The organism is Chelativorans sp. AA-79 (assembly GCF_029457495.1).
Lineage (GTDB): Bacteria > Pseudomonadota > Alphaproteobacteria > Rhizobiales > Rhizobiaceae > Chelativorans.
The window spans coordinates 2,192,643-2,213,525 of sequence record NZ_CP120361.1 but is presented as its reverse complement, the minus strand read 5'-3'; the positions used below and the strand labels follow the sequence as shown (position 1 = coordinate 2,213,525).

16 protein-coding genes and 1 pseudogene are annotated in these 20,883 nt (G+C 66.5%); all 17 read right to left on the bottom strand.

The window, feature by feature from the left end:
- Positions 1-171: 171 nt before the first annotated feature.
- A complete protein-coding gene (lpxC, locus tag PVE73_RS10675) occupies positions 172-1,122 on the bottom strand; it encodes a UDP-3-O-acyl-N-acetylglucosamine deacetylase (RefSeq protein WP_277367413.1) in 951 nt (316 codons plus the stop codon).
- A 314-nt stretch (positions 1,123-1,436) separates the two neighbouring features.
- Positions 1,437-3,082, bottom strand: a pseudogene (gene ftsZ / locus PVE73_RS10670) (cell division protein FtsZ).
- A 69-nt stretch (positions 3,083-3,151) separates the two neighbouring features.
- Entirely contained in the window at positions 3,152-4,465 is a 1,314-nt protein-coding gene (gene ftsA, locus PVE73_RS10665; RefSeq protein ID WP_277366916.1) for a cell division protein FtsA, read from the bottom strand.
- Positions 4,462-5,361, bottom strand: coding sequence for a cell division protein FtsQ/DivIB (locus tag PVE73_RS10660; RefSeq protein WP_277366915.1), 900 nt, complete (start codon positions 5,359-5,361; stop codon positions 4,462-4,464). The genes ftsA and PVE73_RS10660 overlap by 4 nt, the downstream gene beginning before the upstream one ends.
- The gene (locus PVE73_RS10655) at positions 5,349-6,275 is read right to left on the bottom strand and encodes a D-alanine--D-alanine ligase (protein WP_277366914.1); all 927 of its coding nucleotides are present in this window, start codon (positions 6,273-6,275) and stop codon (positions 5,349-5,351) included. Before PVE73_RS10655 ends, PVE73_RS10660 begins: the two co-directional genes overlap by 13 nt.
- 288 nt (positions 6,276-6,563) lie before the next feature.
- The gene (gene murB / locus PVE73_RS10650; protein ID WP_277366913.1) at positions 6,564-7,529 is read right to left on the bottom strand and encodes a UDP-N-acetylmuramate dehydrogenase; all 966 of its coding nucleotides are present in this window, start codon (positions 7,527-7,529) and stop codon (positions 6,564-6,566) included.
- Positions 7,526-8,923 (bottom strand): UDP-N-acetylmuramate--L-alanine ligase, encoded by a 1,398-nt coding sequence (gene murC / locus PVE73_RS10645; protein ID WP_277366912.1) that lies wholly within the window; start codon positions 8,921-8,923, stop codon positions 7,526-7,528. The genes murB and murC overlap by 4 nt, the downstream gene beginning before the upstream one ends.
- Positions 8,920-10,047 (bottom strand): undecaprenyldiphospho-muramoylpentapeptide beta-N-acetylglucosaminyltransferase, encoded by a 1,128-nt coding sequence (gene murG / locus PVE73_RS10640; RefSeq protein WP_277366911.1) that lies wholly within the window; start codon positions 10,045-10,047, stop codon positions 8,920-8,922. The genes murC and murG overlap by 4 nt, the downstream gene beginning before the upstream one ends.
- 1 nt (position 10,048) lies before the next feature.
- On the bottom strand, positions 10,049-11,203 hold the full coding sequence (gene ftsW / locus PVE73_RS10635; RefSeq protein ID WP_277366910.1) for a putative lipid II flippase FtsW: 1,155 nt from the start codon (positions 11,201-11,203) through the stop codon (positions 10,049-10,051).
- Complete coding sequence (gene murD / locus PVE73_RS10630) at positions 11,200-12,603, bottom strand: UDP-N-acetylmuramoyl-L-alanine--D-glutamate ligase (protein ID WP_277366909.1); 1,404 nt, start codon at positions 12,601-12,603, stop codon at positions 11,200-11,202. Before murD ends, ftsW begins: the two co-directional genes overlap by 4 nt.
- Before the next feature lie 202 nt (positions 12,604-12,805).
- The gene (gene mraY, locus PVE73_RS10625) at positions 12,806-13,888 is read right to left on the bottom strand and encodes a phospho-N-acetylmuramoyl-pentapeptide-transferase (protein ID WP_277366908.1); all 1,083 of its coding nucleotides are present in this window, start codon (positions 13,886-13,888) and stop codon (positions 12,806-12,808) included.
- A 33-nt stretch (positions 13,889-13,921) separates the two neighbouring features.
- Positions 13,922-15,355: a UDP-N-acetylmuramoylalanyl-D-glutamyl-2,6-diaminopimelate--D-alanyl-D-alanine ligase gene (locus tag PVE73_RS10620; protein ID WP_277366907.1), complete on the bottom strand. Its 1,434-nt coding sequence runs from the start codon at positions 15,353-15,355 to the stop codon at positions 13,922-13,924.
- The gene (locus PVE73_RS10615) at positions 15,352-16,803 is read right to left on the bottom strand and encodes a UDP-N-acetylmuramoyl-L-alanyl-D-glutamate--2,6-diaminopimelate ligase (RefSeq protein ID WP_277367412.1); all 1,452 of its coding nucleotides are present in this window, start codon (positions 16,801-16,803) and stop codon (positions 15,352-15,354) included. The genes PVE73_RS10620 and PVE73_RS10615 overlap by 4 nt, the downstream gene beginning before the upstream one ends.
- A gap of 46 nt (positions 16,804-16,849) precedes the next feature.
- On the bottom strand, positions 16,850-18,580 hold the full coding sequence (locus tag PVE73_RS10610) for a penicillin-binding protein 2 (RefSeq protein WP_277366906.1): 1,731 nt from the start codon (positions 18,578-18,580) through the stop codon (positions 16,850-16,852).
- On the bottom strand, positions 18,580-18,960 hold the full coding sequence (locus tag PVE73_RS10605) for a hypothetical protein (protein WP_277366905.1): 381 nt from the start codon (positions 18,958-18,960) through the stop codon (positions 18,580-18,582). Before PVE73_RS10605 ends, PVE73_RS10610 begins: the two co-directional genes overlap by 1 nt.
- 3 nt (positions 18,961-18,963) lie before the next feature.
- Entirely contained in the window at positions 18,964-19,986 is a 1,023-nt protein-coding gene (rsmH, locus tag PVE73_RS10600; protein ID WP_277366904.1) for a 16S rRNA (cytosine(1402)-N(4))-methyltransferase RsmH, read from the bottom strand.
- A complete protein-coding gene (mraZ, locus tag PVE73_RS10595) occupies positions 19,983-20,450 on the bottom strand; it encodes a division/cell wall cluster transcriptional repressor MraZ (protein WP_277366903.1) in 468 nt (155 codons plus the stop codon). Before mraZ ends, rsmH begins: the two co-directional genes overlap by 4 nt.
- Between the last annotated feature and the right edge of the window lie 433 nt (positions 20,451-20,883).

The window sequence follows — 20,883 nt, the reverse complement described above, 5'->3', positions numbered from 1 at the left end:
CTCTGGAATGGCGGAACCAAGATGTGCACGCAGTCATAGGCATAAAGCAAAGACGCGGCAACGCTATCCGGCCTCATTGGCACATTTTTGTGGCGAAGAGACAGCAGCGCCAGCCGGGCTGTGGATCGCCGCTCGGGAGCCAGGCACCACGGATGAGCCGGATGCCGGATCTCAGATCACCCAGGGGGCATAGAGCGGCGCGTTGACCGCGATCATCTCAGCGCCGCGCCCGCCGCCGCGCCGTGCGGCCTCGACGATCTCGAAGGCCGAACGGTCGGTGAGCAGGTTGCGAAGTGCGGCCGCATTGATGCGGTGGCCGCCGCGATAGGAGCGGAAGCAGCCGATGAAGCGCGCGCCGGCGAGCGCAAGGTCGCCCACGGCATCGAGCATCTTGTGGCGCACGAACTCGTCCGGGTAGCGCAGGCCTTCCATATTGATGACGCGATGATCCTCGCCGATCACGACCGAGTTCTCGAGTGAGGAGCCGAGCGCGTAGCCCGCCGCCCACAGCCGCTCCACATCCTTGATGAAGCCGAAGGTGCGTGCCCGCGCGATCTCCTTCGCGAAGGTTCCGGACGAAAAATCGGTGGCGAAGGACTGGCGGCCGATGGCCGGCGTCTCGAAATCGATCTCGACCTCGAATCGCGTGCCGTCGTAAGGCTGGAACTCGGCCCACGAGCTACCCGATTCAAAGCGGACGGGCTTGACGACCCGGATATAGCGCCGCTTCTCCAAAAGCTGGACGATGCCCGCCTGCGCGAAGGCCTCGACGAAGACCGATGCGCTGCCGTCCATGATGGGAACTTCCGGGCCGTCGATCTCGATCGCCACATTGTCGATGCCCATGCCGATCAGCGCGGCCATGAGATGCTCGACGGTGGCCACATGGTCACCCGCCGGATCGCCGAGGCCGGTGCAAAGGTCCGTCGCGCCCACATCCGACGCGAGCGCGCGGATGACCTTGCCGGAGGCGCCTTCGTCGATGCGCTGGAACACGATGCCCGTATCGGGCTCGGCGGGGTTGAAATGGATGGAAACGGCCTTGCCGGTATGGACGCCGACGCCCGACAGCGTGAAACGCGACTTGAGAGTCGTTTGATATTCGAGCAATTGTACCCCCAGCGGTCCGGCCAACGGCTTTCGCTTGTTTTCCATTCTCGCGGCCCGGCTCTTGCAGCAGCAGGCCTGCCGAGGCACCCTGCTCAAATCCGCAGGGAAGATAGTGATCCGGCAGGCCAGCGCCAAATCACGCTTTCTTACCCCGTGTTACCGAACAGTCGGCCTGATTCCCAGCTCCAATCCCTTGTTTCCAAAGCTTTTTCGAAAACAGGAACGGGCGCTGCCGCGCCCGTTCCCCGACCATCCTTCAAAGCAGTTCCATCTCTTTGTCTCTGCCGCATTCGTGCAGTACCGGGTGATTCCGGCTGCAGGATGCTTCAGTTCGCCTGGCGCCGCAGGAAGGCGGGAATCTCGAGCTGGTCGTCCTCCTGCGACGGCCGCTGCTGCACGACCCGGCCGTGGTCGTCGAGCTGGCCGCGCCGCGGCGCATAGATGTTGTCGTCGGGCGCGGCGCGGCGCGGATCGGGCTGGCGCAAGCGCGGCTCCGGCGGCTGGGCGGCATGCGTGTCCTCCTCGCGGCGCGAGAGACCCGTCGTAAGGCGCTTCAGGAGCCCCATCGGCCCGCGCTCCTCCTGCTCCGGGGCGACCTCCCGGGGGCGCTGGCCTGGATCTCGGCCTGCACCACCGGCGGGAAATCCTCCACGCGCGGCATGCGCGGCGCAGGCGCGGGCTCCACCCTGGCAGGCTGCGGCTGCGGCTGCGGCGCGGGCTGCCGGAGAACCGGCTCCGGCGCGGGAGCGGCGGGCTTGAAGAGCTTGCTCTGCGGCTGGAAGCCTGCTGACGGAGCGGCCGCGCCGCCATGGCCCGCCGCGCGGATCGCGTCGGCCACCGCATCATGATGGGCGTCCACCTGCTCGTCCTGGACCATCGTCTCCGCGGGCGCAGGCTGCGGGGCCGGAGCGCGCGTCTCGAGCCCCGCCGAGGGCTTCGGCTGGACCGGGGCGGCCGGACGCGGCGGCTGGCGGATCGCCGAGGGCGGCGAGGAGATCTCATGCGCCGACTTGTCGATGCCGGTGGCGACCACCGAGACGCGGATCACGCCTTCCAGTTCCTCGTCGAAGGTGGCGCCGAGGATGATGTTGGCTTCCGGGTCGACCTCCTCGCGGATGCGGGTCGCCGCCTCGTCCACCTCGAAGAGGGTGAGGTCGCGGCCGCCGGTGATGGAGATGAGGAGGCCCCGCGCGCCCTTCATGGAGGTCTCGTCGAGGAGCGGGTTGGCAATCGCGGCTTCGGCCGCCGCCATCGCCCTGCCCTCGCCGGACGCCTCGCCCGTGCCCATCATGGCCTTGCCCATCTCGCGCATCACCGAGCGCACGTCGGCGAAGTCGAGATTGATGAGGCCTTCCTTGACCATCAGATCGGTGATGCAGGCGACGCCCGAATAGAGCACCTGGTCGGCCATCGCGAAGGCGTCGGCGAAGGTGGTCTTGTCATTGGCGATGCGGAAGAGGTTCTGGTTCGGGATGACGATGAGCGTATCGACGCATTTCTGCAGCTCCTCGATGCCCTGATCGGCGATCTTCATGCGCCGCTGGCCTTCGAAGTGGAACGGCTTGGTGACCACGCCGACGGTGAGGATGCCCTTTTCGCGCGCCGCGCGCGCCACGACCGGGGCCGCACCCGTGCCCGTGCCGCCGCCCATGCCGGCGGTGACGAAGCACATATGCGTGTTCGACAGATGATCGAGGATCTCGTCGATGCACTCCTCGGCGGCGGCCTGGCCGACCTCGGGCTGCGAGCCGGCGCCGAGGCCCTCCGTCACGGCGGCGCCGAGCTGGATCAGCCGTTCGGCCTTCGCCATGGTCAGCGCCTGGGCATCGGTGTTCGCCACGACGAACTCGACGCCGCGAAGCCCGGCCGTGATCATGTTGTTGACTGCGTTTCCGCCTCCGCCACCGACGCCGAAGACGGTGATCCTCGGCTTCAGCTCGGTAATATCCGGCTTCTTGAGATTGATGGTCATAGTCCTCGTCCTTTCCGCCTTTCCCGCCCCCGCGCCGCCGCGGTGACTGTCAGTGGGGCCCTTCCCCCGTCAAAAACTGTCTCGCAACCACTGGCCGACACGATGCAACCTGCCTCCTGTCCCCGTGGAGCGCATGAAAATGCCGCCCTTGGCCGCCGCCCGGCTCTCGAACTCCGCCACCTGCGGATAGATCAAGAGACCGATCGGGGCCGCAAAGGCCGCCCCCTTCGCCGCCTCAGGCAGGCCCGCCACGCCAAGCGGCCGACCGAGGCGGACATTCCGCCCCAGAAGCCGGCGTGCGGCTTCCGGCAAACCCGTGAGCTGGCTTGCGCCGCCCGTGAGCACGACACGGCGACCGACCAGGGCGCCGTATCCAGAACGATTGAGCCTGTCACGCACCAGTTCCAGGATCTCTTCGATGCGTGCCCGAACGATGCGCGTCATCACCGAGCGGGGCACCTGCAGCGGCTGGTCCACGTCCTCGCCGCCGATCGGCTGGATCGACACCATGTCGCGGTCGTCGGCGGCACTCGCCGGCAGCGCCGAGCCGTGCATCACCTTGAGCCGCTCCGCATCGTCGAGCCGGATGGACAGCCCGCGCGCGAGGTCCATCGTCACGTGATTGCCGCCGATGGGCAGGCCGTCGGCATGAACGAACTTCCCCTCCACGAACACGGACATGGTGGTGGTGCCGCCGCCCATGTCGATGCAGGCCGCCCCCATCTCCGCCTCGTCGTCGACGAGTGCAGCAAGCCCGCTCGCATAGGGCGTGGCCACCATGCGCTCCACCGAAAGATGCGCGCGGTTGATGCAAAGCTCCAGATTCCGGAGCGGGACGGCATCGGCCGTCACCACATGCATGTCGACGCCGAGCGTGTCTCCCATCATGCCCCGCGGGTCGCGGATGCCGCGCTCCAGATCGAGCGTGAAGCCCACGGCCAGCGAATGCACCACCTCGCGCTCGGCGCGCAGCGCCTGGCGCGCACCGGCAAGCAGCACCCGCGCGATGTCGGCATTGGCAACCTCGTGCCCGCCGAGATTGATGGTCGCGGACGCCCCCTCGCTGCGGATGCGCCCGGCCGAGACATTGACGATGAGCGAATCGACGGTGAGCCCCGCCATACGCTCCGCCGCGTCCACGGCGAGCCGGATGGCCTGCTCCGCCCGGTCGAGATCGATCACCACGCCCGATTTCAGGCCCTGCGACTTCTGATGGCCGATACCGACCACCTTGATCCGATGGGTCCTGTGCGGCAGCGCGCGCATGTTCTCGTCCGGCAATAGCCTGGCGATGATGCAGCACACCTTGCTCGAGCCGACGTCGAGAACGGTGATGATGCCCGAACGCTGCGCCGCGCCACGATTACCCAGGAACCAGCTCATATCCTGGCCCCTTTCCTGCGACGCTTCTCCATCTCCTCGAACGCTTTCTGGTGCGCCTCCGCGGCCGCCGGAGCGAGCGCCACCGTCAACCTGTCGGAAAGACGCAGGTCGATCGCCGTGATGTCACGGGAGAACAGCGAATACTCGGCGTCGAGGCGGGACGCTTCGGCCAATGCTTCCTCCACGCCCTTCTCCGGCAGCTTGATCGTCACGCCATTGTTCAATCTGAGATCCCAGCGCCGATCGGCAATACGGATATAGGCCCGCACGCGCCCCTTAAGTCCGCGCACTTTTTCCACGGAGGCGATGAGCTCCGGCCCGGCCTTGTCGGCACCCATGCCGATGACCAGCGGCAGCAACGCATGGCGCCCCCCGTCGAAAGGCGCGATAATGTCGCCGTTTTCTTCGATGATGACGACCGCGCTGCCCTGCTGCCACAGCGCAAAAGGCCTCTTTTCGACCATGTCGATGGCGAGCGTCGCGGGATAGACCTTGCGCACCGTCGTGCTCTCGACCCAGGGAAGCTCGACGATGCGCTCGCGCGCCTCGCGCACATCGAAGCCCACCATCGAGGTCCAGCCGTCGAGCCCGACCTGCTGCAGCACGTCGATCTCGGAGGTCTCACGATTGCCGGAGATCTCCACATTGTTGATGGCGAAGCCGACGCGGGAGGTCATGGCCTGGAGCACGTCTTCCGAATGCCCCCCTTCGATCACGCCATAAACGCCTGCGAGCGCGAAGAGAACCGCCGTTGCGCCGCTCGTGGCAAAGCGCGGCGGTTCGGCTTCGCCCAGCCGCATGCGCTGGACCATGCGCGCCGGCTTGCGCAGCCAGCGCGGCAATATGATGCCGGCTTCGCCGGAACGCCACTTCTCCACCGCGTTCAACGCGAACAAGACGCGTCCTCCACCATCCAACTCAACAGTGCCCCAAATTCGATCCCCGCCTGCGCGGCGATATCCGGCACCAAGGAGGTCGGCGTCATGCCGGGTTGCGTGTTGATCTCAAGCCAGACGATCCCTTCTTCCCCTGGAAGTCGGTCGTCGAAGCGGAAGTCCGAACGGCTCACACCCCGGCAGCCAATCACTTGATGTGCCTTAAGCGCCAGTGTTTCTATTTTTTGGTAAATATTCGGTGAAAGTTCTGCCGGACAAACGTGTTTTGACCCGCCCGGGACGTATTTCGAATCGTAATCATAGAAGTTGTGCCCCACGGGCACGATCTCGCAGATCCCGAGCGACCGATCGCCCATCACCGCGCAGGTAAGCTCGCGCCCGTGCATGTAGCGCTCCACCATCACCCGCTCGCCATAGGCCCATTCGGCGGCCCCGAGGATCTGCGGCGGGTTCGCCTGCCCTTCGCGCACGATCACCACCCCGAAGCTGGACCCCTCGGCGACGGGCTTCACCACGTAAGGCGGCTCCATCGGATGGTCGTTTCCGATCTCGAAGCGATTGATCACGAGCGAAGGCGCAACGGGGATGCCGGCCGATCGCGCGACGATCTTGGCGAGCTCCTTGTCCATTGCAAGCGCGGAGGCGAGGACACCCGAATGCGTATAGGGGATTCCGAGAAATTCCAGCACGCCCTGGACCGTACCATCCTCGCCATAAGGCCCATGCAGGGCGTTGAAGGCGACATCGGGCTTCAATTCGGAGAGCACGCGACCGATATCGCGCGAGACGTCGACACGCGTGACGCGATATCCCTCCGCTTCAAGTGCATCGGCACAGGAATTGCCCGAGGACAGCGAAACCGGCCTTTCGGACGAAAACCCGCCCAGGAGCACAGCCACGTGCTTCTTCGTCATTACGACGCCCTTCTCCTGCCGCGACACGCGCAGCATCCGCAAAGTTCAAACCCGCCACTTGGATAAACGCCCCCGGCTGTAAACGCGCCGACTCAAATCAAGAAACGCTTCCCCCTAAAGAATCAGAGAGTTGATTCCGTGGCAAGGCCTTGAGATTCCGTAGGATTCAAATTTTGCGAAATTTCGTCAAAAGTGATCGGAAGCAGGACCTCTCCCGAACGCGGCAAACATGCCCAGGCCGGTTTAGGGCAACGGACCGATAAGGCCTGCCGGTATTTTCCGAAGGACCTAAAGCAACTGTCCCAGGAAGGGATCGATCGCATGGCCCAGCTTGAAATCGCCCAGGCGCTTGATCTCCCATTCGAGCTTGATGCCGGAATTCTCCAGCACCCGCGCGCGCACCGTCTCGCCGAGATATTCCAGGTCGTAGCCGGTGGCCGTGCCCGTGTTGATCATGAAATTGCAGTGCATGGGCGACATCTGCGCGCCCCCGATCACAAGCCCGCGGCAGCCCGCCTTGTCGATCTCCTTCCAGGCAGACGTGCCTTCCGGGTTCTTGAAGGTCGAACCGCCGGTCTTCTCCCGGATGGGCTGCACCGTCTCGCGGTGGTGCTGGACGGCATCCATCGCGGCGCGGATCGCCTCGCGGTCCTCCGGATAGCCTTCGAGGACGGCAGAAGTGAACACGAGATCGGCCGGAGCTTTCGATTTGCGATAGGAGTAGCCCATATCGGCATTGGAGAGCACGTGCAGCTCGCCCTTGCGGTCGAGCGCGCGTACCTCCACCACGCGCTCGCGCGTCTCCACCCCGTTGGCGCCGGCATTCATCCGCAGCGCGCCGCCGAGCCCGCCCGGAATGCCGTGATAGAAATGGAAGCCGCCGATACCCGCTTCGAGCGCTGCCGCCGAGAGCCGCTTGTCGGGAATGGCCGCCCCTGCCCTGATGCGCGTTGGCGAAACGACTTCCGCATTGCCGAAGCCCTTCGCCGACAGGCGAACCACGAAGCCACGGATACCCCCCTCGCGCACCAGGAGGTTGGAGCCGATGCCGACGATGGTGACGGGAATCTCCTCCGGCACCGCCTTCAGGAAGGCTGCAAGATCCTCCTCGTCCTGCGGCTGGAAGAACGCATCCGCCTCGCCGCCGGCGCGGAACCAGGTGATCTTGTCCATCCCGGCATCAGGCGTCAGTCGCCCGCGCAGGCCGGCAAGGCGATCGCCGAGCCTTTCGAGAAGTGCGGCACCGCGGGTCACGAAGCGAGCTCCTTTGGCAGCGCATAGGCCCACTGGGTGATGTTGCCGGCGCCGAGAAAGACGACGAAATCACCCTCCCTGGCGGTCGCGCGCACGATGGGCGCGACGGCCTCCGGCCCTTCGATATAGCGCGCGTCACGATGGCCGGCCGCCCGCAGCCCGGCCACCAGAGTCTCGGACGAAAAACCCTCTATGGGCGCCTCGCCCGCCGCATAGACCGGCGCCACCATCACCGTGTCGGCATCGTTGAAGCAGGAGGAGAAGTCGTCGAAGAGGTCGCGCAGGCGCGTATAGCGGTGCGGCTGGGCAATGGCGATGATGCGTCCCGCGCTGGCCTCGCGCGCGGCGCGGAGAACGGCACGGATCTCCACCGGGTGGTGGCCGTAATCGTCGAAGATGCTGACGCCGTTCCAGGTGCCCGTGAGCGTGAAGCGCCGCTTGACGCCGCCGAAAGCCGAAAGCCCCCGGCGGATCGCCTCCTCGCCGATGCCGAGTTCGTTGGCGACCGCGATCGCCGCGGTGGCGTTGGAGACGTTGTGCCGGCCCGGCATGGGCAGCCGCAGGCCCTTGATCACCCTCGCGGCGTCGCTCTTGCGCGCCCGCAGGACGATGTCGAAGACCGAGACGGCGCCATCCATGCGGTGGTTCTCGAAGCGCACGTCGGCCTGCAGGTTCTCGCCATAGGTGACGACGCGGCGGTCCTCGATGCGGGAGACGAGCGCCTGCACCTCCGGGTGGTCGATGCACATGACGCCGAAACCGTAGAACGGCACATTCTCCACATACTGGCGGAAGGCCTCGCGCACGCGGTCGAAGGAGCCGTAATGGTCGAGATGCTCGGGGTCGATATTGGTGACGACGGCGATCTCGGCGGGCAGCTTCAGGAACGTGCCGTCGCTCTCGTCGGCCTCCACCACCATCCAGTCGCCCTTGCCCATGCGGGCGTTGGTGCCATAGGCGTTGATGATGCCGCCATTGATGACGGTGGGGTCGAGTCCGCCGGCCTCGAGCAGGGCCGCGACCATGGAGGTGGTCGTGGTCTTGCCATGCGTGCCGCCGATGGCGACCGCCTGGCGGAAGCGCATCAGCTCGGCCAGCATCTCGGCGCGGCGCACGATGGGCAGCAGCTTTTCGCGCGCGGCCACATATTCGGGATTGTCGCGCTTGATGGCGCTGGAGATCACGACCACCTCGGCATCGCCCAGATTCTCCGCGGCATGGCCGATGAAGGCCTTGATCCCCTTTTCGCGCAGGCGCGCGACATTGGCGTTCTCGGCCTGATCGGAGCCCTGCACCTTGTATCCCAGCGTGTGCAGCGCCTCGGCGATGCCGCTCATGCCGATGCCGCCGATGCCGATGAAATGCACCACTCCGATTGTCTGCGGCATTTTCATGCGCTTCTTCTCCGTTCGATTTCGCCGGGCGTCGTTCCGGAGGCAATAGCCTCCGCGAGATCGGCAAGCAATCGCGCCGCGTCCGGCCGCCCGACGCTTTTTGCGGCGGCAGCCATCGCGGAAAGCTTTTCCGGCGCGTTCATGGCGACGTCGAGAAGCCCACGCAACCGCTCGGGCGAGAGCTTTTCCTGCGCCACGATCTCCGCGCCGCCCATCCGCTCGAGGGCGGCGGCGTTGGCCGCCTGGTCGTGATCGAGCGCATAGGGATAGGGCACGAGGAAGGCCGGCCGGCCGATGACCGCGATCTCCGAGACCGTGGACGCGCCGGAGCGGGAGATGATGAGATGGGCATCCGCGATGCGGCGGGCCATGTCGGTGAAGAAGGGCGAGACCTCCGCGTCGATGCCGAGTTCGGCATAGGCCGCGCGCACCGCCGCCTCGTCCTCCGGGCGCGCCTGCTGCACGATCGCGAGGCGGGAACGCGCCGCTTCCGGCAGGAGGCGGACCGCTTCGGGGACCGCCTGGGAAAAATACTGGGCGCCCTGGCTGCCGCCGAAGACGAGCAGGCGGAAGCTCTGTCCCGGTGCCGGCGATGCGTAGGGTGTGGCCGCCGCCTCGATGACCGCCGGGCGCACCGGATTGCCGGTCACCACCGTCTTTGAGGCGAAGGGACCTTCGCCGTTTGGCAGGAAGCCGCCGGCGATCGCCGTTACGCGGGCTGCGAGCGCCTTGTTGGCGCGGCCCATCACCGCGTTCTGCTCGTGGATCAGCGTGGGCACGCCGCGCCGTGCGGCGGCATAGAGCGGCGGCACGGTGGGATAGCCGCCGAAGCCGACGACGACGGCCGGCTTCATGCGGTTGATCAGCACGCTCGATTGCTTGAAGCCGCGCCAGATCGCAAAGCCGCTCCTCGCGAGGGCGAGCGGATTGCGGGAACCGAAGGTGGCCGACGAGACCGCATGGATCCCGTCGGCGGGAAAGCTGCCGGCGAAGCGCGAGGCCCTCTCGTCCGTGGCGAGATGCACCGACCAGCCGCGCGCCCGCAATTCATGCGCGAGGGCTTCGGCTGGAAAAAGGTGTCCGCCGGTGCCGCCCGCGCTCAGGAGGATCGCCTTTCCCGCCATCTCAGCCGGTTGCCGCCGCCCGGCCGGAAATGGCGGAGAAGCTCACGGGACGCCGCTTCTCCGGCCGGCGGCGCGCCAGCGCCAGCACGAAGCCCATGGAGATGGCCATGGCGACGAGCGAGGAGCCGCCGTAGGAAATGAAGGGCAGCGTCATGCCCTTGGCGGGCATCATGCGCACATTCACCGCCATGTTGATGATCGACTGGAAGCCGAAGAGCACGACGAGGCCCGAGAGTGCATAGCGGGTGAAATCGTCCTCCTGCCGGCGGGCGATCACGAGGCCCCTGAGCACGACGAAGGCGAAGAGCGAAAGGATCAGCAGGCACATGACGAGGCCGAACTCCTCGCCGGCAACGGCGAAGACGAAATCCGTGTGGCTGTCGGGCAGGATGCGCTTCACCGAGCCCTCGCCCGGCCCCTGGCCGAGCCAGCCGCCGCGCGTGAGCGCCTCAAGGCTCATATCCACCTGATAGGTGTCGCCCTCGCCGGTGACGAAGCGGTCGATGCGCTCGGCCACGTGCGGGAAGGCCGAATAGGCGGCCACCGCCCCGCCGACGCCGAGCGCGCCGAGCACGGCGATCCACAGCCACGGCATGCCTGCGATGAAGAACATGGCGCCCCAGGTGCCCAGCACCAGCATGGTCTGGCCGAGATCCGGCTGGGCGACGAGCAGCGCCACGACCAGACCGAGGAGCAGCATGGCGAAGAGGTTGCCGGGGATCTCCGGCTGCCGCGCATGCTCGGCGAAGAGCCAGGCGCAGATGACCACGAAAGCAGGCTTCAGATATTCCGACGGCTGGATCGACAGGCCGAACAGATGGAGCCAGCGCCGCGAGCCCTTCACCTCCATGCCGATGAAGAGCGTGGCGACCATGAGGACGAGCGCCAGGCAGAGCATGGCCAGCGCCATCCGCCGCACCTGACGGGGATCGAGGAAGGAGACGCCGATGAGCACCGCGACGGCCGGGATCATGAAGATGATCTGGCGGGTGACGAAATGGAAGCTTTCGAGCCCGATGCGCTCGGCCACCGCCGGGCTTGCCGCGAAGGAGAGCACGATGCCGAGTCCCATGAGGAGAAGGAAGGCGGCGAGGAACCATCGGTCGACGGTCCACCACCAGTTCGCAACCATGCTGCGGTCGGTACGGCTGATCATCCCCTCGTCTCCCCAATGCGTTCGATGCCCGGCAGGGCGCGCACCGCTTCGCGGAACGCCTCTCCCCTTACCTCGAAATTCCTAAACTGATCGAAACTCGCACAGGCCGGCGACAACAGGACCACCACTTCGCCCGCGGGATCGTCAGCCGCATCCCGCGCTGCGTGCTCGACGGCGGCAGCGATGGTACCCGAAATCTCGTAGGCTGTCGCCTCCCCGATGGTGGCGGCGAAGACGGGCGCGGCCTCGCCCACGAGATAGGCCTTGGCGATGCGCGGGAAGAAGGGCTTGAGGCTCTCGATGCCGCCCGCCTTGGGCAGCCCGCCCGCGATCCAGTAGATCCGCGGGAAGGAGGAGAGCGCAGGTGCTGCGGCATCGGCATTCGTGGCCTTGGAATCGTTGACGAAGAGCACGCGGCCGCGCCTGCCCACCTGCTCCATGCGGTGCGCGAGACCGGGGAAGCTCGCAAAGCCTGCCTGGATCTCCGCCTGCGAAAGGCCGCAGGCGAGGCAGGCAGCCGCCGCGGCAAGCGCGTTCTGCGCGTTGTGCCGCCCGCGCAGCGAGCCGATGCCTTCGAGCGAAAGGAGCGGTTCCGCCCGGCCTCTTTCAGCGCGCATCAACTGCGCGCCTTCCGCGAAGAAGCCCTGCTCGAGCCTTCCGGTCACGGAGATCCGCTCCACCTTGCGGCCAGCCCTCTCCAGCCGATCCGCGATCGCGCGGCAATGATCGTCGTCCACGCCGATGATGGCGGTTTCGCTGCCGGCGACCAGCCGCTCCTTGATGGCGGCGTAGTTCTCCATCGTGCCGTGCCGGTCGAGATGGTCGGGGGTCAGGTTGAGAAGCACGCCGGCGGAAGGATCGAGGGAAGGCGCGAGATCGATCTGGTAGGAGGAGCATTCGACCACGTAGTGGCGGTCCGGCGACGGCGGATCGAGCGTCATCACGGCACGTCCGATATTGCCGCCCATCTGCGTGTCACGCCCGGCGGCTGCAAGCACATGGGCGATGAGCGCCGTGGTGGTCGACTTGCCATTGGTGCCGGTGATGGCGACGAACGGCGCCCGCGGCGCATGCGCACGCCGCTCACGCACGAAAAGCTCGACGTCGCCGATGATCTCGGCCCCCGCCGCCCGTGCAAGCTGCGCGCTCCAGTGCGGGCGTGGATGGGTGAGCGGGACGCCGGGCGAGAGAAGCAGCGTTCCGACAGTGCTCCAGTCGGCGTCGCGCAGATCGCCTGTCGCGATGCCGTCCGCCTTCGCCTTCGCAACGCTGTCGGGATTGTCGTCCCAGGCGAGGACCTGCGCTCCGCCCGCCACGAGCGCATGAGCCGTGGCCAGTCCCGAGCCACCGAGGCCGAAAAGCGCGACCTTTTTCCCGTTGAAGGTGGTGGCGGGGATCATTGGGGAAGCCCCACGTGAACACCCCCCTCTGGGCTGCCGCCCATCTCCCCCTCAAGGGGAGAGATTATGCCTGCCGCAATGTTGCCACCCATCCTGCGACGCAGGCGATTGGCGAAAGCTTTCGTGATAGACAATCTCCCCTCTGAGGGGAGATGCCCGGCAAGACAGAGGGGGTGAGGAAGCCACGACATTCCAGGAATCCTCACCGCAGCTTCAGCGTCGACAGGCCGATCAGCGCGAGCACGACGGCGATGATCCAGAAGCGGATGACGACCTGGCTCTCGGTCCAGCCCAGCTTCTCGAAGTGATGGTGGATGGGCGCCATGAGGAAGACGCGCTTGCCCGTCATCTTGAAGACGGCGACCTGGATGATGACGGAGAATATCTCGATCACGAAGAGGCCGCCGATGATGGCGAGCACGATCTCGTGCTTGGTCGCCACCGCCACGGTGCCGATAAGGCCGCCGAGCGCCAGCGACCCGGTGTCGCCCATGAAGATGGCGGCGGGCGGCGCGTTGAACCAGAGGAAGCCGAGCCCCGCGCCGATGACGGCCCCGAGGATGACGGAAAGCTCGCCGGTGCCGGGCACGAAATGGATCTGCAGGTAGTCGGCGAAGATGGCGTTGCCGGAGAGATAGGCGATGACGCCGAAGGAGGCGGCCGCCACCATCACCGGCACCGTGGCGAGCCCGTCGAGGCCGTCGGTAAGGTTCACCGAATTGCCCGCGCCCACGATCACGAAGGCGGCGAAAGGTATGAAGAAGATGCCGAGATTGAGCAGCAGCTCCTTGAAGAAGGGAAAGGTGAGCGAAGAGGAGAACGGCGCTTGCCCGGTGCGCATGATCACCCAGGCGGCAAGCCCTGCGATCAGGAATTCCAGCACGAGACGGAACTTGCCGGAGAAGCCCAGATGCGACTGCTTGGTGACCTTGAGGTAATCGTCATAGAAGCCGATCGCCCCGAAGCCGACGGTGACCATGAGCACCACCCAAACATAGACGCTGGAGAGGTTCGCCCACAGAATGGCCGAGCCGAGAATGCCCGAAAGGATCATCAGCCCGCCCATCGTCGGCGTGCCGGCCTTCTTGAAATGGGTCTGCGGCCCATCGGCGCGGATCGGCTGGCCGCGCCCCTGGCGTACGCGCAGGGAGTTGATGATCGTCGGCCCGAAGAGGAAGACGATGAATGCCGCCGTGATCAGCGCGCCGCCGGTGCGGAAGGTGATATAGCGAAAAACATTGAGCGCCGAGAATTCGTCGGCGAGTTCTACCAGCAGCATCAGCATCAGAAATGGTCCCCGCGCAGGCTCATGCCTACCTCAAGCCTGCGTCGGCTGGTCCGCCGCCGCCGGAAATGTCTGCAGAAAAGCATCGACGAGCTTCGAGAAGCCGATGCCCTTGGATGCTTTGATCATGATCGTGTCTCCCGGCCTCACCGCATCGAGAAGGAGAGGCTGCAACTCCCCGACGCTTTCCCGGTACTCGACCGGAAGCTCCGCCGGCGGGTTGTCCGCCAGCGCCTTCATTTCCGCGCCCGCAAGGAAAAGCAGATCGGTCTTGGTCGCCGCGACGATGTCGGCCAGGGCCTCGTGCAGCTTCGCGGAATGGACGCCCAGTTCCAGCATGTCGCCCAAGACGGCGATACGCCGGCCCTCGCCCGTGACAGGGCTTGAATCCAGAAGCTGCAGGGCAGCCTTCATGGAGGCGGGATTGGCATTGTAACTCTCGTCGATGAACGTGAAGCTTCCCCCGCCGACGCCGAGGCGGTGGCGTTTGCCCCGTCCCGCCTCCACCGAGAAGTCGCCCAGCGCCAGAAGCAGCTTCGAAACGTCCGCGCCGGCCAGATAACCTGCGCCGATGACGGCGAGCGCGTTCTGCACCATGTGCCGGCCGGGCGCACCGATCCGCCCAACCAGTTCCTGGCCCGCAATCTTGATCGTCACGGCCGAGTGATCGTCCTGCGGCTCGTACTGGGCGAGGCGGAAATGCGCGCGCACATTCTCTCCGAAGCCCCAGATATTCTTGACGCCGGCCTCCGTCGCCATGTTCGAGAGAAGCTTGAAGCGCTGGTCGTCGCGATTGATGATCGCATGCCCGCCACGCACCACGCCCGCGAAGATCTCGCCCTTGGCCTCGGCAATCTCGTCGAGGCTCTTGAAGGCGCCGAGATGGGCGGCGGCGATCATCGTGACGATCGCGACATGCGGCTTCACGATCTGCGTCAGCGGCTCGATCTCGCCGGGGTGGTTCATGCCGATCTCGAAGACCGCGTAATCCGCGTCGGCCGGCAGGCGGGCGAGCGAGAGCGGCACGCCCCAGTGATTGTTGAAGGAGCGGTCGGCCGCATGCACGCGCCCGACGCTTGAGAGCGCGTGGCGCAGCATCTCCTTGGTCGTGGTCTTGCCGGCGGAGCCGGTGACAGCGATAACCTTGGCGCCGCTGCGTGCGCGCGCGGCCGCGGCAAGGCTTCCGAGCGCCTCCAGCACATCCGGCACCACGACCTTGGGCACGGTGAGGCGGCCGAGCGCGGGGAGCTTGTCCTCCGAGATGACGAGCAGCCCCGCGCCCGCCGCCATGGCGGCGGTGGCGAAATCATGCCCGTCGAAGCGGTCGCCCTTGATGGCGAAGAAGGCCTCGCCGCGCTTGAGCGTCCTCGTATCGATGGAAATGCCGGTGACGCCTTCGGGCAGCGTCCCGAAATGGCGGCCGCCGAGCGCGGCCACCAGGTCACTGGAAGTCCATAGAAGCGTCACGCGCCCTTCTCCCTCAGCGCCTGCCGCACTTCCGCGTGGTCGGAGAACGGGAATTTCCGGCCGGCGATCTCCTGGCCGATCTCATGCCCCTTGCCCGCGACGATCAGCGTGTCGCCCGACCTGAGCATAGCGACGGCGGCGCGGATCGCCTCGCGGCGGTCGCCGATCTCCGTCGCCTCGGGCACCGCTTCGAGGATCGCCCGGCGGATCGCGGCGGGATCCTCCGAACGCGGATTGTCGTCCGTGACGATCACCACGTCGGCAAGCTGCCGCGCGATGTCGCCCATGATGGACCGCTTGCCCGGGTCACGGTCTCCGCCGCAGCCGAAGACCACGATCACGCGGCCGGTGGTGAAGGGCCGAACAGCCTCAAGCACGTTCTTCAGCGCGTCGGGCTTGTGCGCGTAGTCGACATAGACCTGCGCGCCGTCCTCCGTCGCGCCGGTAAGCTCCAGGCGGCCCGAGGCGCCCTTCAGATGCTCGAGCGCGGCGAGCGCATCGTCCGCCGCAAGGCCCGTGGCGATGGCGAGCCCCGCCGCCACGAGCGCATTGGAAACCTGAAAATCGCCGGCAAGCGGCAGCACGATCTCGTGGATCTTGCCTTCGTGCTCGATCTCGGCACGCTGGCGGTGGCGCTCGTGCTCGACGCGCTTCAAGGTGAGGAAGGCGCCCTTGCGGCCGACGGTGCGCAGATCGAGCCCTGCCTTGCGGGCCGCACTTTCCGTGGGCTCGGACCAGGGATCGTCGGCGAAGATGACCGCCGGCGCGCCCCTGGGGAGCAGCGTGTCGAAAAGCCGCATCTTGGACCGGTGATAGTGCTCGACCGTGGGGTGATAATCCATGTGGTCGCGGCCGAGATTGGTGAAGCCGCCGGCGGCGAGCCTCACGCCGTCGAGCCGGCGCTGGTCGAGCCCGTGGCTCGACGCCTCCATGGCGGCGTGGGTGACGCCCGCATCCGCCAGTTCCTTGAGGAGATGGTGCAGCGAGAGGGGGTCCGGCGTGGTGAGCTCGCCATATTCGTCACGGCCGGGAGCCACGACGCCCGTGGTGCCGATCGAGGCGGCGGCGAGGCCCGCCTGTTCCCAGATCTGCCGCGTGAAGGAGGCGACGGAGGTCTTGCCGCTGGTGCCGGTGACGGCCGCCATGGTGGCGGGCTGGGCACCATGCAAACGGGCGGCAGCGAGCGCCAGAGCACGCCGCGGATCGTCGACGGCAATGACGGGAACGCCGATCTCGGCCATCGTGCCGGGCCGGGCGACGACCGCCACCGCACCGCGCCGCACAGCCTCCGCGGCGTAGGTCGCGCCGTCCGCCTTGGAGCCTTGCAGCGCGAAAAAGACGTTCCCGGCAGCAACCCGCCGGGAATCCGATGCGAGACCGGAGATTTTCACGTTGGTGTCCACGGGTCCGCCTTGCGGCAGGATATCGGCAAATTCGCCCAGCTTCATCGCATCCCAGTATTCTCTGCGGTCCATTCCGCCTCGTTTGCGGGAATCACCGGTAGGAGACCAGCAAAGCGTCACTTTCATGACCGAAATCCGGCTCCACGCCAAGTAACGGTGCGGTACGGCGGATTATGTTGCTGACGGTCGGCGCGGTGTTGAGGCCCGAAGTGGCGGACATGCCGGGCTTTTCCCCCTTGGGCTCGTCCAGCACCACCGCCACCACATATTGGGGATCGTTGATGGGATAGGCGGCCAGGAAGGCATTGAACCGCTTGTCGTTGGAATACCGTCCGTTGACCACCTTCTCGGCCGTGCCCGTCTTGCCGCCCACATAATAGCCGGGCACGTCGGCGCGCGAGCCGGATCCGCCGGTGCCCTTCTGCACGTTCAGGCGGAAAAGATAGCGGATCTTCGAGCTCGTGTCGGGGGAGATCACCTGGGTCGCGACCGCATCCGCCTCCTCCTGCGTGCGCGGCAGGAAGGTGGGCGGGATGAGCTTGCCGCCGTTGATCATGGCGACGGCGGCGGCGGCGGTCTGCAACGGGGTGGTCGCCATGCCGTGCCCGAAAGAGATCGTGACCGAGTTGATCTTCTTCCACTCCTTGGGCTCGGTGGGCTGGGCGACTTCCGGAAGCTCGGTCTGCATCCTGTCGAGGAGCCCGATCTTCTTCAGGAAGGCCCGATGGCCTTCCAGGCCCACCACGTCGGCCATCTTCGCCGTGCCGATATTGGAGGAGTAGATGAAGATCTCCGGCACCGAAAGCACCCGGCGCTTGCCATGGAAATCGTGAATGGTGAAGCCGCCGATGCGGATCGGCCGGGTGGCGTCGAACGTGTCGTCGAGATCGACCTTGCCGGAATCGAGCGCCATGGCGGTCGTGAAGAGCTTGAAGGTGGAGCCCATCTCGAACACGCCGGCCGACATGCGGTTGAGCCGGTCCTTCTCGAGCGCGTTGTAGGGATTGTTGGGATCGTAGTCCGGCAGCGAGACCATGGCGACCACTTCGCCGGTGCGTGCGTTGAGGATGACCCCGCCGGCCGCTATGGCATGGTAGCGCTCCATCGATTGCGAGAGCTCGTCATGCAGGATGTACTGGGCTCGCAGATCGATGGAGAGGCGCACGGGCTTGAGCGTGTCCGGCCCGGCAAGGCCCAGCGCCTGGAGATCCGCGAGGCCCTGGTCGTCGACATATTTCTCCATGCCGGCGATGCCCTTGTTGTCGATGTTGACGAGGCCCAGGATGTGCGAGGCCGTCGCCCCGCCCGGATAGAAGCGCGTCTTCTCCGTGCGGAAGCCGAGACCGGGAACGCCGAGCGCCAGAATATCGCTCTGCTGGCCCGGGGAGAGCTGCCGGCGCAGCCAGACGAAACCTGCATCGCTGTCGAGCTTGCGATAGGTCTGCTCGTAATCGAGATCGGGCAGGACCGTCTGCAGCTTCTCGATCGCCTCGTCGATATCGATGATGTGGCGCGGCTCGGCGAAGAGGGAGGCGGTCTTGATGTCGGTGGCGAGCACCTCGCCGTTGCGGTCCAGAAGGTCCGGCCGCGAGGCGGTGGGGCGGCTTTGCGGCAGGTTCACCTGCGGCTCGTCGGCAAGGCCGAGATGCACGAGGCGCGCGCCGATCGCACCATAGATGCCGAAGAGCACCGCCATGGCCATGACGATGCGGCTTTGCGCGCGGCCGCCGGTCGCCTTGCGCCGGCCCTCGACCACGATCGCGGACGACTCAGCCTCCGGTGCCGACGCAGGCCTTGATTTCCAACGGGTTCCGAGCCTCATCACCGCACACCTCCGGTAACAGTGGGATCGGTCTTGGGGTCGGGCTGCAGACCGCCGATCTCGGCGATCAGGTCGCCCACATTGTCTTCGGGGAACGGGATGCTGCGCAGCGCGTCGTAGCCGACGATCTGCTGCGGCTGCAGGATGCCGAGGCCGAGTTCGGATTCGTAGGACCGGGCGAGCGTCTGCATCCGGCCGGGCTGGGTGAGCAGGCTCCAGTCGGCCTTGAGCACGTCGATCGTGTCCTTCTCGAGCTGGACCTTGGTTTCCAACTCGCCGATGCGGTCCATCATGGCCTCCGCATCATGCTTGGTCTTGTAGGTGAAGGCGGCTGCCGAGAGCATGACCGCAATCAGGATGACGTCGCTGGTCCGAAACATGGCCTACCTTGTCTTCTCGCCGAGCTGCTCGGTCACGAACAGCGCGGGAACACCGAGCATCTTGAAATCTTCCGGACCGGCCGGATGGGCCGTCCGCCGTGCGGCTCTGAGATGCGCCGAGCGGGCGCGCGGGTTCTGTGCCGTCTCAGCCTCCCCTGGCGAGACGGGCCTCATCGGCTTGTCGAAAGCCGGGCGCGGGGCCGCGGCTTCCGGCAGATGCCGCGAGCGGGCCTGCGGGCCGGAGCGGGCCACGAGGAAGCGCTTCACGATGCGGTCCTCGAGCGAATGGAAGGTGACGACGGCAAGCACGCCACCAGGCTTCAGGACACGCTCGGCGGCAAAGAGCGCGCGGGCGAGCTCGCCCAGCTCGTCGTTGACGAAGATGCGCAATCCCTGGAAGACGCGGGTGGCCGGATGGATCTTGTCGGTCGGCCTGTGGCCGACGACGCGTTCGACCAGTTCCGCCAGATCGCCGGTCGTCCGGAACGGCTTCTCCGCCCGCCGCTTCTCGATGGCACGGGCGATGCGGCCGGCGTGGCGCTCCTCGCCGAGCAGGCCGAAGATGCGGGCGAGGTCCCCCGTCTTGAAGCGGTTGACGACATCTGCCGCACTCGGGCCCTCCCGGCCCATGCGCATGTCGAGCGGCCCTTCCCTGCGGAAGGAGAAGCCGCGCTCGGCCTGATCGAGCTGCATGGAGGAGACGCCGACATCGAGCACCACGCCGTCGAGCATCTCGCCGGCAATGGCCTCCATATCGGAAAAGCGGCCGCGCTCCAGCCGCAGCCTGCCGGCGAAGGCCTCGGCGAGCGGCCGTCCGCCCTCGATCGCGTCGGGATCCTGGTCGATGGCGATCACGCTCGCGCCGTGCTCGATGAGCGCCCGCGTGTAGCCCCCCGCCCCGAACGTGCCGTCCAGGATCAGCCTGCCCTCGGCCGGCCGGAGGACGTCGAGCACCTCGGCCAGAAGAACCGGAATGTGACGGGCCGGTCCGCCACCGGCATCTCCCGTGCCGTGACCCGCCATCATTCCGCGCTCGCCGCGGCCCGAGCCTCCGAGGCCTGCTGCCGCAGTTTGAGGAGCCTTGCGCGCACGTCCGCCCCATGGGCCTCGAGCCGCTGCGGCTCCCACATCTGGAAGAAGAGCCCCCGCCCGACGAAGGCGACCTCCGCCGTGATCCCCGTATGCTCGCGAACGAAATCCGTGATCGTGATCCGCCCGTCCTGGTCGAGCTTCAAAAAGCTGCCGTCCCCATGCACGAAGAAGGACATGTCGTCGGCCGTCTGCAGGAAGGGGTCCTCCAGCGCGATGCGCTGCTCGTAGCGGTCGAGCAGGTCCGGACCACCCACATCCATGGCCGGCACGTCCAGCGCGCGCAGCGCATAAAGGTCCGTGAAGCCGCGCTTCTGGACGACAGACCGGAAATGGGCCGGCACCGACACCCGCCCCTTCGTGTCGATCCTGTTGATCGCGCTGGATAAGAACCGATCCATGATCTGCGACGGCCGCTAGTGCCCTGCCCCTCTGCATTGCTCCGACCGCAGAAAACCGCGGCTCCTTGATGGCTTGCCCGCCCCCGCGCGCAAACACGTCCCTGCACCCCGCCCGAACCACGGGCGACGACACCCTCAAAAGCCTGACTGAAACGAGAACTGATCTGTTCAATGGGATACCATGGGACAATATGGGCGTCAACGGGAATAAGGTCCACAACGGGCCTAGGCAAGCTCCCTCCCGGGCTTCTTCGGGCCATCCACGGTTATGCGCCGTTAACGCTAACAAAGGGTTGAGAACTGCGCTGGCGTCCCGCGGAGGGCTCGCCGCCCTCCGGCGGCAACCGGGGCCTTATTCCGGTCGCCGGCGGGACGTCGACGTTCAGGCATGGATCCTCGGGTCGAGTCCGAGGATGACGAGGAGGAGAGGTTC